Origin of the sequence: Saccharibacillus qingshengii (assembly GCF_013185195.1) — a bacterium.
Taxonomy (GTDB): domain Bacteria; phylum Bacillota; class Bacilli; order Paenibacillales; family Paenibacillaceae; genus Saccharibacillus; species Saccharibacillus qingshengii.
This window is the reverse complement of record NZ_JAAZWC010000003.1, coordinates 241,366-255,707: the sequence shown is the minus strand read 5'-3', so window position 1 is coordinate 255,707 and position 14,342 is coordinate 241,366. Positions and strand designations below refer to the sequence as shown.

Below are 14,342 nucleotides of genomic sequence, written 5' to 3'. Positions count from 1 at the left end.
CAAATTGAAAAAGGCCGCAAATTCCGATAGGAATCCGCAGCCCGTTGTCGCTTGCTATTCTTTTTTGGGTGTCGAGATCTCGCGTATGATGTCCGTATACGAGTCTCCCGGTTTGAACGAGTAATTGCCGACTTGAAGTTTGGCCGTTGCACCGGCTTCCGCAGCTTGGCGCTGGAAAGTCACGGCGTCGTCGACAATACCGGCCTGCTCGAGTGCCCTCGACACGGATTGAAGATTCATGCCGCTCTCAATCTCGAACGTCACCCGCGACGAAGCGGCGGCTTCCGACTGCTGGGGCTTTACGTCGCCAGATGCTTTCGGTTCTTCCGGAGCTTGGGGCGCCTGAGCCTGCTCCGTAGAAGCCGCTTTGTCGGGTTTCTGGGGAGCCGCAGGCTTCGTCGAAGCTGCAGCCTGCGGCGCAGAAGGCTTTACCGTCTCCTGCGCTGTCGGTTCGGATACGGAAGGTTTTTCTCCGGCATCCGGTTTCTCTGCAGGCGTGGAGACAGGCTCCGTTGGAGCCTTGGCCGGAGCAGCCGCTTCTGCCGGCTTGGATGCTTCCGCCTTGCCCGTATCCCCTGCAGCGGTATCCGGTTTGTCCACCGTGCCTGCCGGCACGGATTCCGCAGGCTTCGATTCCGCCGGTTTACCTTCGGACGGTGCGGACTCTTCACCAGCGGAGGTTGTCGGCGCGGAGTCTGTCGATGCGGATTTCTCCGGGGCTTCGCTTTTGGAAGCGGACGGTTCCCCAGCCGGTTCTTCCGCAATGCCGGCCGCCTGCTGCTCCGTCCGGGTACTTGGCGAATCGACGGCAGCCGAAGGCGCCGCTTCACGCCCGCTTTGCGCAAGCAGCATCAACTGCAGCAGCAGTGCCCCTGCCATAATTCCGATTCCGAGTCCCAGCATAAAAGAGCGATTTTTGAACACTACGTTTCCTCCCTTTTCGCCAAACGCAAAATCAGTTGGATTTCGCCGCGTTGAAGACCGATAGCCTTAGCAATGGCATCAATGGACTTCCCCTGATCGTGCAGCTCGAAAAGCTGAGGATAACGGAGACGAACCGAATCTTCCGGTTCGGGCTCCGTTTCCACTTGGACTTGCTGGGGGGCAGCGCTCTCGATCAATTCGTTACGCAGCTGCCTTGCCGCTTCCTGCATGGCTCTTGTATCGACAGCCGACATTTCCGCAGACGCCAACTGTTCGATTCTCGCTTCATGCTTGCCCGAGGTGCGCTCCATTTCAGCCAGGCGGCTTCGCATTTCTCCCAGCTGTTCCTGAAGCGAAGACTGTTTGGCCCCCGTCTCCTGCCGGATCTGTACCAGCAGGTTGACGAGGTCGTCATTTTCTTTTTCCATCTCGGCCATATACTGTTCGAGGGTCTTCTCCACTTCGCGTACAACTCGGTCGCTGCCGGTGGCTTTTGGGCCCGTCTTTCCTTTAGGAATAAGAAAAGCATACACAACCGACGCCGCGCCGAGCAGAACCACGTAAAGCCAAGCATCGTTCATCTCAGTTTCCTTTCTTACAGCGACAAGTCAAGATGTTTTCCTTTGAAAGGATGGGGAGCGGCGATTTTGGCGACGCCCGCTTCCTGTTCTTCCGACTCGCCGGCTGCGTTTCGCTGGGAAGTATTCCCTTCCTGCCCGCCGCTGTCTTTGCGAATTCCCGCATCCGATGCTTCGGTAGTGGGCGCACTGCGATGACGAGCCCTTTCAACCTGGGTGTTCGTTTGTCCGGCAAGCAGAGCTTGATCGGTCAAGGGGCGCTGCATCTGATCCTGCTGCATCCGGCTTGTCTCGGGAGCGCGATGAACTGCCAACTGGACCTCTATCGCCTTCATGATCGGACACCCCTATTCCTGTATTCTTATCGAATCTCCGGTACTCCTACCGATCGATCAGTGATTAACGGACATCACGATGTCGCCTTCCAAATATTGAAAAGATACGCGATGTGTCGTTTCTTTCACAAACTTGGTGTAACGGCCGATTACGACCTTAGCGCCGCCATAGATGGTATCGTTCACGACAACGCGCGCGCGGCCGGTATCTTCCAAAATATGTTCGATCTCGAAAATGCGTTCTTTTGCATAGGCGCGTTCCTGCTCCTGCTTGCGCTTTGTCACGCTCAACTTGGCACGAAGGGCCAATTTATCCGCGTTCAGCGTTCCGGCATGCGCCATTTGATCCAACAATCCCAAAGCCTGGGTCGTTTTTTGCATGTTTTCGGCGGTTTCCCGCAGTCGTTTATGTAGGTCCGCCAATTCGTTGCGAAGATTCGGCAGAACGCCTACTTCGATTGCGGTGGCCGTAGCCATCGTATTGCCCACGGTGCGAGCCGTCACCGTCTCGCCGGCTTGTATATGACCGCCCACGATCAATCCTTTGCTTCCGCTGCAGACGACGTTTTTGCCGGCTCTGATTTCGGAATGCAGGATACTTTGCGAAACGATGATATCTTCACCCGCTTCGACATTGCCATCTTGGATAAAGGAGCTTTTTATATTCATTCCGGCTTTGACGATCCCTTTGTGGTAGCCGATCACGCCGCCCGTAATCTCGATAGATCCGTCCGCGAACAATTCGGCACCTTCAACACCGCCCTGAACGCGAATGTCTCCTGCCGCTTTGACACGAAAACCCGGCAGAACGCTTCCGCGAATAACGACCGTTCCTACAAAGTCGACATTGCCGCTGCTGTAATCCACGTCCCCGTGCACTTCGTACACCGTGAATACATTGATTTTTCCATTGTCGGTTTGGCTGACCATTCCTTCGATCGTCGCGTACATCGAAGTTTGCTTTTCATCCGTCACCACGTTTTTCCCGACTTTGAACCTTGCTTCCTTGCCAGGCTTGAACGGAACTTCTTCGCCCGTTACCGCTGTGCCCGGCGTACCCCGACGAGTCGGATGACGACGGGCGAGAAGCTGGCCTTTGCCGACATTTTTAAGACGGATGAGTTCTTTGTAATCGACCCGTCCGTCTTCGCGTTCCATCGGTCTGGCTTCTTCTTCCTTGTCGAACATAAATTCGATCGTGCCATCCACACCGTCTATCGCAGAGGTCCCTCTGGCAATTTCGATTTCGTCAAAAAAGTAGTTCTCCGGCAACGCGACGAAACTTCTGATCGCCTCGTCCAGCAGACCGTGACGCACGTTTTGGTCGTGCAGAAACTGTCTCAAACTTTCTTCCGTACAAGCAAAGTCTTCTTCCGCCTTTGTAAAACGCAGACGGGCCGACATTTTGGACGGTTCTAATACGATGGCAAGATGCCGATCCAAAGCCAGACGCTCAACCACGGACAACCCCTCTTTTCAACTGTGCTTATCGCTGGCCAGTAGCCCCCCGGCCGCCTACCATCCGATGTTACCGATCCTGCATCAGCAGGCTTTTTTGTTTATCCAGTGTCCCGCGCAGGCGCAGAATCGCTTTGGAATGCAGCTGCGAGATTCTTGAAGGCGACAGCGACATGACCTCGGCAATTTCGCTGAGCGACAAATCTTCGAAATAAAGCAGCGAGATGACAATCCGTTCTTTTTCGGTCAGTTTCTCGATTCCTTTGGCCAATGCTTCTTTGAGGTAAAACTCATTGACTTTGTGATCGGGATTCTTGGCCTTCTCGTCGACCAGGACGGAGATCCGAGTTTCCGATTCTTCTTCGCGGATTGGATCTTCAAGCGAAACGAGCGACATGACCGAAACGTCCTGCAGCATCTGCTGGAATTCTTTTTCGGATATGCCCAAGAATTCGCTCATTTCCTGATCGGAAGCGCCTCGCATATTTTCCTGCTCGAGTTTTTGGTAAGCTTCCTCGATTTTCTTCGCTTTTTCCCGTACGGAACGAGGGACCCAATCTCCTTGACGCAGACCGTCAAGAATGGCTCCTCTTACGCGCCAGGAAGCGTAGGTTTCAAACTGCAGTCCGCGCTTGTAGTCGAACTTTTCGATTGCGTCGATCAGCCCCATGACTCCGTTGCTTGCCAAATCGTCCTTGGAAACGTTTTTCGGGAGTCCCACCGCAAGCCGCGAAGAGACGTAATCGACAATGGATAAGTGATTCTCGATCAGTTTCTTCTTGGCTTCGACGTCATTGTGCTCTTTCCAGCTTATCCATAAATCCAGGTGATTCAACTGACCGGATTTGCGTTCATCCATTGTTATCTCCCTCCTTCATCTTCCGTGAGATGACGTACGGCTTTCGCCAGTTCTTCGGGATCTTTATCTTGTGTTGATACCAATTTGGGCGGGTTTAGCGGCTGAAAATCGTTTACTTGTTCTCTTTGCTGCCCGGCTGCACGAGTCTTATCCGCATCCGGTCTCAACAAATCGTTCAGTTCGTCGCTTTCATCCGGCGTTACCAGATCCAGCCGGGCCCCCCGCATCTCTTCTCCCGTTACCGGGTCTGCCACCAAAGAGCCGCTGCCGGTCTTTTCTTTGGGCAGCGGCTCGAGTGCTCCAAGCACGATGCGAAAAAGGAAGGCCAAAAGAAACCAGACCAACGCCCCAATCCCTCCCCGGGTCAAACTTGTAAGGGGGAGGTTGTTTCGGATCGCAAACAAAAAAGTGATGACGAATCCGATTAAAGCGAATATCAGATTTACTCGTATGGTTCCCTTCATCTCTACAATTCCTTTACCCCTTTTTGAACGCTGCGTATGGTCAAAATCCCGTTTTCCGAACTAATCTCGATCGTCCGGCCATAATTGGCCCCCGTGTCTTCGGCATGCAGAGGAATACCCAATTTCTTCAGCATTTCCTTGCACGATTCCACATTGCGGGGTCCGATACGCATCGTGTCCCCACTGCCTGCGAACGCAAACATCTGCGCGCCGCCAGCCATTTTGGCGATGAGCCGCCGCTTGGACGCGCCCATGTTAACCAGTTTGTCAACGAGAACCGGCAGAGCCGTGTCCGCATACTTGGCGATATTAATCTGGTTTTCGCGGGCAATGTCCGATGAAGGCAGCATCACGTGAGCCATGCCTGCCACTTTGGTCTGCGGATCGTACAGCGTCAACCCGACACAGGAACCAAGTCCCGTGGTACGAAGAATTCCGGAATTCCCCACTACATTCAGATCGGCCATGCCCACTTTTACAAGATTCTGTCCGTCAGTCATTGTCGAACGGAACTCCAAGTGCTGTGAAAATTTTGTTAAACGATTCCGGATCCGGAATGAGGAAAAACTGACCCTCGACCTCATCGTTGCCCTGCACAAACGTGGTATCGATCAATAACGCGGCATCGCCCATTTCGCCGAACTGGATCATGCCGTAGCTGAGAATGGCTCCCGCCATATCCAGCGCGAGCGCCGGTACGGTAGGAGACATGGCCAAATTGGTGAAATCCGCAAGCGAAGACAGATAAGAACCGGCCAGAATATTGCCGATTTCGCCCAGTGCGGATTGTTCCATTTCGGTCAATTCCAGTCCTTCACTCGTTTCGAAAGCGGCCAGCCGCCGCAGCAGCGATTTGCCGGCTTCGGGCGCCATAATGTAGAACAGGTTGCCCGGTGCATCGCCTTCGACCCGGAAAAAGACGGTCAGCACGATTTTTTCGGCGCCGCCCACTTTCTCCGCAATGTCTTCGAAAGGCAAAAGCTGTACTTTGGGTACCGCCATATCGATCGGCTTGTTCAAAAGCTGCGACAGCGCCGTGGCCGCATGACCGGCTCCGATATTCCCTACTTCTTTTAGTACATCAAGTTTGAAGCCTTCGAGTTTCGAATAAATCTCCATACTTCTAGTCCTCTAACTGCTCGAGGTGTGCCACTTCACCCCGGTTCAGTACTTCCGCCAGATTCAACATAATCAGCAGGCGGTCTTCGCCGACTTTCGCTACTCCGTCCAGATACTTCGCTTTGACTCCTCCGACGACTTCCGGCGGCGAATCGATGTTGTCGCGATCCAGATCGACGACGTCGTTCGCGGCATCTACGATAAAGCCGACTTCCATATCTCCGACAGCGACAATAATGATACGGGTCTGATCCGTGTATTCCGACTCCACGAGGTTAAAGCGCCCTCTGAGATCGATCACCGGAATAACCACACCGCGAAGATTGATCACACCTTTGATAAACGAGTAGGTCTTCGGTACGCGCGTGATCGGCATCATACGTTCGATCGTACGCACTTTATCAACGTCAATACCGTACTCTTCATTACCCAATGCAAACACAATTACCTTGATTTGTTCTGCCACAAAAAAATCCCCCTTTATTGGGCCCATGGCCCTTGACCGTTCCGCTTATTCCGGCAGCCGCTTTTGCCTGCTATCCGGCATCGTGCGGCGCTGCGAAATGTCATTCGAACCGGCCAAGGATTTGGGTCCCGATCATTTAATAAGCGCGTTTGGATCGAGAATCAAGGCCACTTGACCGTCGCCCAGGATGGTAGCACCGGAAATCCCCTGAACTTGAGGCAAATATTTGCCCAGGTTCTTGATGACGATTTCGTTCTGGCCAATGAAAGAGTCGATAGCCAGTGCAGCCAAACGATCTCCTTTGCGAATGACCACGATTTCCGTCTCTTCTTCGTCGTCCTCGTTGTAATCCGTGGCGTCGAAGAAACGGCTCAGCGACATGAGCGGAATATGAGCCTCGCGGTAAGGAATCAATTTGCTTCCGTGAACGTTTCGAACCTGTTCTTTGCGGATAATGCCCGTCTCTACGATCGAAGACAGCGGAATTGCGTACTTCTCCGAACCCAGGCGAATCATCATGGCGGAGATAATGGACAGCGTAAGCGGCAGTTGAACCGAGAAGAGCGTTCCTTCGCCGAGTGTCGACGTAACGGCCACATGGCCGCCGAGAGAAGCGATTTTCGATTTTACTACGTCCAGACCTACACCGCGTCCCGAAATGTCGGAAATGACCTCCGCCGTACTGAAGCCTGCCGCGAACAGCAGTTGATACACCTGCTCGTCGGTCATGGTCCGCGACTCGTCTTCGGTTACGACGCCTTTTTTGATCGCCGAAGCCAGAATCTTGTTGCGGTCGATGCCTTTGCCGTCGTCCTGGATTTCGATAAACACGTGGTTGCCGCTGTGGAATGCGCGCAGATGAACGGTGCCCGTTTCCGGTTTGCCGGCCGCAATCCGCTCCGCGATCGATTCGATGCCGTGATCGACGGAGTTGCGCAGAAGGTGGACAAGCGGATCGCCGATTTCGTCGATAACCGTACGGTCAAGCTCCGTTTCGGCGCCGGTGATCACCAAGTCAAGCTTTTTGCCGAGCGATTTGGCCAAATCCCGTACCATCCGCGGGAAGCGGTTGAAGACGGTATCGATCGCCACCATCCGAAGTTTCATGACGATGTTCTGCAGGTCGCTGCTTACGCGGCCCATATGCTCGACCGATTCGGTCAGCTCCTGGCTCTTGATCTCGGTAGCCAGTTGTTCCAGACGTACACGGTCGATCAAAAGTTCGCTGAACAGATTCATCAACACGTCGAGACGTTCAATATCGACCCGAATCGTACGCGAAGGTGCGGCGACCACTTTTTTGGTTGCAACCGGTTTGTCTTTCTCGGCGACCAGCGCTTTGTCGGCCTCCACGGGAGCCGCTTCCGAAGGTGCGGTTTCCAAAGCGGCCGAAGCTTCTTCGAGTTCAAGCTTCTGGGCCAGTTGGGACAAGGTGTCGGAATCGATCGAAGCCAGTTTGGCATCTTCGATCTCGGACAGATTCAGAATCATCGAACGCAGTTCTTCCGGATCTTTTTCGGTAATGAAATAAAGGGAGAAACTGCGATCGAATTTCTCTTGTTCGATTTCCTGGACGGTTGGATGCGATTTCACGACTTCGCCGCTTCGCTCGAGCAGATCGAACACCATATAGGCGCGGGCTGCTTTCAGTTGGCAATCCTCCCGAATGGAAACTTCGATATAGAGTACCCGATGTCCTGCCGCGAGCGACTGTTGAAGAATCGAATATTGAAATTCGTCGAGCTGAACCTGTTCTTTGGAAATCGGAGTACCCGAAGCGGCTGCTTGGGGAGCCGCCTCTTTCGCGGCCGGAGCCGCACCGTCGCTGCTTGGCACTTCGCCGCGCACGATCGATTGAAGGGACGTGACGATGGCGGTAACGTCTTCTTTGCCTTCTCCGCCCTGCGTAATGTCTTGAACCATAGCTTCGAGGGCATCGAGACTTTTGAACAAAGTATCGAAGATAAAGTTCTGCATCTTCAACTTGTCGTTGCGGACCAGATCGAGCACGTTTTCCATCTGATGGGTCAGCGCAGCCAGATCTTCGAATCCCATCGTGGCGGCCATCCCTTTCAGCGTATGCGCCGAGCGGAAAATAACCTGTACGATCCCGATGTCTTCCGGGCTTGCTTCAAGCTCCAACATTTTTTCGTTTAACGATTGCAAATGATCATTCGACTCATCAATAAACATGGATAGATATTGATTCATGTCCATCGCGAGACACCTCCTCCGTTAAAATGCAGTTAAGATTTGACGACCTGATTTAATTTTGTTGCGATTTGCGGCAGAGGAAGCAGGTGCATCACACAGTTTAATTCGGCTGCCGATCTTGGCATCCCGTAAACCACGCAGGTCTCTTCGCTTTCTGCAATCGTGGTGGAAATTCCCGAGTCGTACAACTTTTTCATTTCTTTGGCTCCGTCGCTGCCCATCCCCGTCATAATGACCGCATGCCGGCGAACTTCGCTGATCGGAAGAATCGAGTCGAACATGGCGCCTACCGAAGGTCGATGACCGTTCTGAGGCGGAGCGTCGGAGAGCTCAATCGCATACTGGCCGCTGCCGGTACGTTTTACAAGCAAATGCTGGCCACCCGGAGCGATATAAGCCGTTCCTTTTCGCAGAGGCATGCCCTGCTGGGCTTCGACCACCTCGAGCGGACTCAGCGTGTTGAGACGCTGTGCCAGAGAGTGGGTAAACTTCGGCGGCATATGCTGCACGATGACGATCGGAGCCGGGAACGACGCCGGAATATTTTCCAGCAGTTCTTTGAGAGCTCTTGGTCCACCGGTCGAGCATCCGACCGCCACAATCTGGTCGATCACATCGCCGCCCGCCGAAACACGGGAAACCGGCGAAGGCGAAGCCGGACGCTCGGATACTTTGTCGGGTACTTTACGTTCCGACGGCAGCGGCGTTTTCGATCCGGTAAGCGGCGGTGCGGGCTTTTTGATCGATGATGCCGCTGTATCGCCGCGAGGCTGGATCTTGTCTACCGAAGCGGAAGGCCGGGGCGCTGCTGCCGGACGCTCCACTTTTTTCTCTTCGCGCGGCGCCGCTGGACGCGGAGGCTGCGAAGAAGGAGGTACGGCAGGCGTTTTGGCTTTGGGCGCAGGCGAGCTGCCGGTAGATGCCTTGGTTTCTCCCGTGATTTCTTTGCGGTTTCGGTCTGCCGTCAGCGAAGGATCGCTTTTCGGCCTCGGTGTTTCCGCCGCTTTTTCTTCCGGATGTCTATTTTCCTGAGATGAAATACCAGGCTCCACCCGCCGGTCTTCTGCCGGATCGGGCAGCGCGCTTAATGCTTTCGAAGGCGCGGGCTTGTCTTTTCTCCAGGCGGAGTCGTGTACGGCCGCATGCAGTTGACGCAGCAGTGCTTCTCCTACCGCTTCGATATCCTGGGAATTGGATACGGAAGGTTTGCGGATAAAATCGAATGCCCCTGCTTCCAGAGCCATAATCGTCTCTCTCATGCCTTCTTCATTGATTCCCGAGAGCATGATGACCGGCAGGGGATATTCGCCCATAATGACCCGGAGAGATTCCAGGCCGTTCATCTCGGGCATTTCCACGTCCATCGTCACAATGTCCGGTTTGATTTTTCTGATTTTCTCGACCGCTTCCCGTCCATTCGTTGCCGTACCGGCAACAGAGAAGGATACGTCCCGTTCGATCAGGTCGGATACGATCTTGCGCATAAAAGCGGAATCGTCGACCACTAACACGCGATATGGCGTCATTCCCTCAACTCCTGTCCTGCTCCAGAATCAGTTTCACCGTTTTAATAGTCTGTTTACAAAGCCTTTGATTCCTTTCGGCGAATCGGCTCGAACCTGCAAGGAATGTTGCGTATAACGAAAGGCCAGCTCTTGGATGTCTTTCGAAGCCGGACTGTTCGGAAACCGGATAGAGAAAGGCGTCTGCTTTTTGACCGCCTGACTCACATGGGGGTCGTCGCTGACATGCCCGAGAACCGGAATATCCAATTGGAGAAATTTTTGGGCCACCAGCCTGATCTTGTCCGCCGTCTGTTGGGCTTCACGCCGGTCCATGGCCCGGTTCACGACTAGTCGGAATACTGCGGAATGTTCAAGGTCGTGCACCACTTTGACCAACGCATACGCATCGGTAATGGCGGTAGGTTCCGGCGTGGTAACCACGATGCATTCATCGGAGGCGGTAATGAATCGAATCGTCTCTTTGGATAATCCCGCACCGGTATCGAATAGAATGTAATCCAGATCCCGAGCGATTTCTTCAATTTGTCCGGTAAAGTGCAGCAGATCGTCTTCGGAAAGCGAGAACAACTCGGTCATGCCCGATCCTCCTGCGATAAAAGGAAGCGAATTCGGACCCGACTGAATAATTTCGCTCATGCTTTTTTCTCGCTTTAGCAGATGAAACAAATTGTACTGTGAACGGACACCCATTAATACGTCGATGTTGGCCATTCCGATATCGGCGTCGAACACCAGCACTTTTTTTCCCAACTTTTGGAGTTCGAGAGCAAAGTTCAAAGTAAAGTTCGATTTGCCGACTCCTCCTTTTCCGCTTGTAACCGCAATGATGTGTGCCGTTTTCTCGGAAGGATCGGAAGAGTCGGGCTTCCTGGACGGAGCGGGTCTGAGTGAAGAAATCATCTCCCGGAGTGCCGCGGCCTGATCACTCATAAGCTTTGTTCTCCCAGCAGGACATCAACAAGGAGTTCCCCGCCGGGAAGCAGCAGATCATCCGGTACGTTTTGTCCGTTCGTGATGTAGGAATACTTAAGCGGGTACTGATGGAGGAGCCTGAAAATACTGCCAAAGCTTCCGGTTTCGTCGGCTTTGGTGAAGATGACTTTATCCAAAGGATATTGGCTGAAGTTCTCCGTAATTTCGGCCATGTCCCCATACTTGGATGTCAGGCTCAATACCAGATAGGTTTCACTGTGTTCGACGGGAGCGATCAAAGCCTGAAGTTCGGACACCAGCATTTCGTTGCGGTAATTCCGCCCTGCCGTATCCATCAAAATCAGATCGCAGCCTTCAAGCTTCTGAAAAGCTCTCTGCAGATCCCCGGGCGACTGAACGACTTCTAGCGGAACGTTAAGGATTGACGCATAGGTCCGAAGCTGTTCGATCGCGGAGATCCGGTAGGTGTCGGAAGTAATAAAGCCGACCTTTCTTTTTTTCTTGAACATTTGCTCGGCAGCCAGTTTTGCAATCGTTGTCGTTTTCCCGACCCCCGTAGGGCCCGCGATATACACGATGCGCGTTTCGGCTCCGATCCCTCCTCCTTCGCGAGTGGTCGCGAAGTCCCGAATGGTCTGCTTCAACGCCTCTGCGGAAGAGATGGAAAAAGCGGCTTCGTCTGAACTGCGTACATTTTCCAGCCATTCTTCAATCAGGGTTTCCTCGACATGCTGCTCGCGCAGTCGGGTCAACAGCTTCTCCAGGTTTTCCGGAAGCGGGTCGGACCGGTCATCGCTTTTGGACAATTTGTCGATCATCAGACGCATCCGATGAAGCTCTTCGTACAACCTGTCTTCTCCCGCTTGTACCCGTTCGCCCTGGAATTCCCGGATGCTGCGTTCCAACTGGAGCTGCTGCTCGGCTTGGACGGCGGGGGTGTAATCTTCCGGAACCGTCGTCCTTCTTTCCGGAGAAGGCGCGGGCCTCATACTCCCGTTAAAAGAATTATCGGAAGATTGGGCCTCAGGTTTTATATGAAGGTTCTCAAGACTCTTAATTGAAGAAGAAACCGCGACATTTTGCCCAGTTTCCAGCGTTGTAACTTTTTCCTTTTGAGCGTCCGGCATCTGCTGGGATGCACCTGCGGCACTAGCTTTGCGATAAGCGCCAGCCCCCGCACTGCGCGGTATTGCAGCAGGAACGGACAGCGTCGGAGCCGGCGGTTCGGTCGTCTTGCGCGCTTTTTCGTCGGCTTTTTTTTCGGTTTCCAGGGCCGCTACCACTTCCAACATTTTTTTGCCAAACAGTCCGAACAATCCGCCGACTTTCGTTTCTTTGGTGCTCAAGATCACGGCATCGGAGCCCAGATCGGTCCGGATTTTCTGCATGGCTTCAATCATCGTCTCCACTACATAACGCTTAACGATCATAAGTTCACCACTCCGACACTTTGAATTTCAACACTCGGTTCAAGTTCACTGTAGGAGAGTACCGGAATGTCCTGCATGGTACGTTCGATAATTTGGCGCATATACATACGGATGGTAGGCGAAGCGAGCAGAATCGGCTGCTGTCCGGATTGAACGGCACGGTTTACCTGCTCGGTCAGCTTTTGATAGACCGTCTGTGTCGATACCGGATCGAGAGCCAGATAACTGCCTTGTTCGGTCTGCTGCACGCTTTCGGCGATCTTCTTTTCAAGATTCGGCCCTACGGTAATCACCCGCATCGTTTCTCCCTGCTGCGTGAACTGCTGGGTGATCTGGCGCGACAGCGCTTGACGTACATATTCGGTCAATATTTCGGGATCTTTCGTGTAAGTGCCGTAATCCGCCAGCGTTTCGAAAATCGTCACCATATCGCGGATCGAAATTTTCTCCTTAAGCAGCTTCGCCAGCACTTTCTGGATATCCCCGATTGCCAGTACCGAAGGAATAAGCTCGTCGACAAGCACCGGATAGCTTTCCTTGAGATTGTCGATCAGAGCTCTGGTCTCCTGACGGCCCAGCAGTTCGTGGGCATGGCGTTTGACCAGTTCGGTCAAATGCGTAGCTACGACGGAAGGAGGATCGACCACCGTATAACCCGACAGTTCGGCACGTTCTTTGGTCGTCTCGTCGATCCACAGCGCCGGAAGCCCGAACGCGGGTTCCATCGTCTCGATCCCGGTGATACTCTCGTCGTCGAAGCCGGGGCTCATGGCCAGATAATGATTGAGCAGAAGCTCTCCCCGTCCGACCACGTTTCCTTTGATCTTGATCACGTATTCGTTGGGCCTCAGTTGAATATTGTCGCGAATTCGGATAACCGGAACGACAAGCCCCAGTTCCAACGCACACTGCCGGCGTATCATAATGATCCGGTCCAGCAGATCTCCGCCCTGCTGCATATCCGCCAGCGGAATCAGTCCGTAGCCGAATTCGAATTCGATCGGATCGATCTGCAGCAGACTGACCACACTTTCGGGACTGCGTACTTCTTCGATCTGCTGCTCTTCTTCCTGAAGTTCTTCCGCGACCTGCTGCCTGGTCAAGTTGCTCTGCATACGCCGGGCGGCGAAGAAGAGCAGACCGGCAAGCGGAAGGGTCGAGAACCAATGAATCGGAGTCAGGAAGCCAAGCAGGGCGATTGCTGCAGCTACGATATACAGAAGTTTAGGGAACGAGAACAGCTGTCCGACTACATCGTCCGCCAGGTTCCCTTCCGAGGTAGCGCGCGTTACAATCAGACCCGATGCGGTCGAGATGAGCAGCGCCGGGATCTGGCTTACCAGTCCGTCCCCGATAGTCAAGATCGAATACGTCGATAAAGCGTCCGAGAACTCCATGCCGTGAATCGTCATGCCGATAATGAAACCGCCGACCAAGTTGATAATCAGCAGGATAATGCTGGCGATCGCATCGCCTTTTACGAATTTACTTGCTCCGTCCATTGCGCCGTAGAAGTCCGCTTCGCGCTCGATTTTAGAACGTCTTTCCCGCGCCTGCTGTTCATTGATCAGGCCGGCGTTCAGATCGGCGTCAATGCTCATCTGCTTGCCGGGCATCGCGTCGAGCGTAAAGCGCGCTCCTACTTCGGCTACGCGTTCAGAACCTTTGACAATAACGATAAATTGCACGGCGACCAAAATCAGAAAGACGATAAAGCCGATCGCGATCTCTCCGCCCGCAACGAATTCGCCGAATGTCGCGACAACGGAACCCGCATCAGCCTGTCCCAAAATCAGTTTGGTTGTCGAAATGTTAAGCGACAACCGGAAAAGCGTCGTGATCAACAGCAGGGCAGGGAAGATCGAAAACTGCAGCGCTTCCTTGGTACTCATCGCAAGCAGCATGATCAGCATCGCAATCGCAATATTGATTACGATCAAAATGTCGAGCAGCCAGGTCGGAATCGGCAGAATCATCATCAGAATGATTCCAAGCACGCCGGCAAGAATGACTATGTCCGTTTTCTTCATAATTTT

At 53.5% G+C, this 14,342-nt stretch carries 14 protein-coding genes; all 14 read right to left on the bottom strand.

What is annotated here, in order from left to right; genetic code table 11:
- Positions 1 to 54: 54 nt before the first annotated feature.
- The 14 genes from HRQ60_RS04670 to flhA all read right to left on the bottom strand — a co-directional run bounded on the left by HRQ60_RS04670 (position 55) and on the right by flhA (position 14,336).
- Complete coding sequence (locus tag HRQ60_RS04670; protein ID WP_172194470.1) at positions 55 to 924, bottom strand: endolytic transglycosylase MltG; 870 nt, start codon at positions 922 to 924, stop codon at positions 55 to 57.
- Complete coding sequence (locus tag HRQ60_RS04665) at positions 924 to 1,505, bottom strand: DUF6115 domain-containing protein (protein WP_172194469.1); 582 nt, start codon at positions 1,503 to 1,505, stop codon at positions 924 to 926. The genes HRQ60_RS04670 and HRQ60_RS04665 overlap by 1 nt, the downstream gene beginning before the upstream one ends.
- Before the next feature lie 14 nt (positions 1,506 to 1,519).
- Entirely contained in the window at positions 1,520 to 1,837 is a 318-nt protein-coding gene (locus tag HRQ60_RS04660; RefSeq protein ID WP_172194468.1) for a hypothetical protein, read from the bottom strand.
- A gap of 57 nt (positions 1,838 to 1,894) precedes the next feature.
- Entirely contained in the window at positions 1,895 to 3,298 is a 1,404-nt protein-coding gene (locus tag HRQ60_RS04655) for a FapA family protein (protein ID WP_172194467.1), read from the bottom strand.
- 67 nt (positions 3,299 to 3,365) lie between these two features.
- Entirely contained in the window at positions 3,366 to 4,154 is a 789-nt protein-coding gene (locus tag HRQ60_RS04650; protein ID WP_172194466.1) for a FliA/WhiG family RNA polymerase sigma factor, read from the bottom strand.
- A 2-nt stretch (positions 4,155 to 4,156) separates the two neighbouring features.
- A complete protein-coding gene (locus tag HRQ60_RS04645) occupies positions 4,157 to 4,618 on the bottom strand; it encodes a hypothetical protein (protein ID WP_172194465.1) in 462 nt (153 codons plus the stop codon).
- A gap of 2 nt (positions 4,619 to 4,620) precedes the next feature.
- Positions 4,621 to 5,118: a chemotaxis protein CheD gene (locus tag HRQ60_RS04640; RefSeq protein WP_172194464.1), complete on the bottom strand. Its 498-nt coding sequence runs from the start codon at positions 5,116 to 5,118 to the stop codon at positions 4,621 to 4,623.
- Positions 5,111 to 5,737, bottom strand: coding sequence for a chemotaxis protein CheC (locus HRQ60_RS04635; RefSeq protein ID WP_172194463.1), 627 nt, complete (start codon positions 5,735 to 5,737; stop codon positions 5,111 to 5,113). Before HRQ60_RS04635 ends, HRQ60_RS04640 begins: the two co-directional genes overlap by 8 nt.
- Positions 5,738 to 5,741: 4 nt before the next feature.
- Positions 5,742 to 6,203: a chemotaxis protein CheW gene (locus HRQ60_RS04630; RefSeq protein WP_172194462.1), complete on the bottom strand. Its 462-nt coding sequence runs from the start codon at positions 6,201 to 6,203 to the stop codon at positions 5,742 to 5,744.
- 132 nt (positions 6,204 to 6,335) lie between these two features.
- Entirely contained in the window at positions 6,336 to 8,420 is a 2,085-nt protein-coding gene (locus HRQ60_RS04625; RefSeq protein ID WP_172194461.1) for a chemotaxis protein CheA, read from the bottom strand.
- A gap of 29 nt (positions 8,421 to 8,449) precedes the next feature.
- On the bottom strand, positions 8,450 to 9,943 hold the full coding sequence (locus tag HRQ60_RS04620; RefSeq protein ID WP_172194460.1) for a protein-glutamate methylesterase/protein-glutamine glutaminase: 1,494 nt from the start codon (positions 9,941 to 9,943) through the stop codon (positions 8,450 to 8,452).
- Between the two features lie 33 nt (positions 9,944 to 9,976).
- Positions 9,977 to 10,873, bottom strand: a complete 897-nt coding sequence (locus HRQ60_RS04615) for a MinD/ParA family protein (RefSeq protein ID WP_172194459.1) — start codon at positions 10,871 to 10,873, stop codon at positions 9,977 to 9,979.
- Positions 10,870 to 12,306 (bottom strand): flagellar biosynthesis GTPase FlhF, encoded by a 1,437-nt coding sequence (gene flhF, locus HRQ60_RS04610; protein ID WP_172194458.1) that lies wholly within the window; start codon positions 12,304 to 12,306, stop codon positions 10,870 to 10,872. Before flhF ends, HRQ60_RS04615 begins: the two co-directional genes overlap by 4 nt.
- A complete protein-coding gene (gene flhA, locus HRQ60_RS04605; protein ID WP_172194457.1) occupies positions 12,303 to 14,336 on the bottom strand; it encodes a flagellar biosynthesis protein FlhA in 2,034 nt (677 codons plus the stop codon). Before flhA ends, flhF begins: the two co-directional genes overlap by 4 nt.
- Positions 14,337 to 14,342 lie beyond the last annotated feature (6 nt).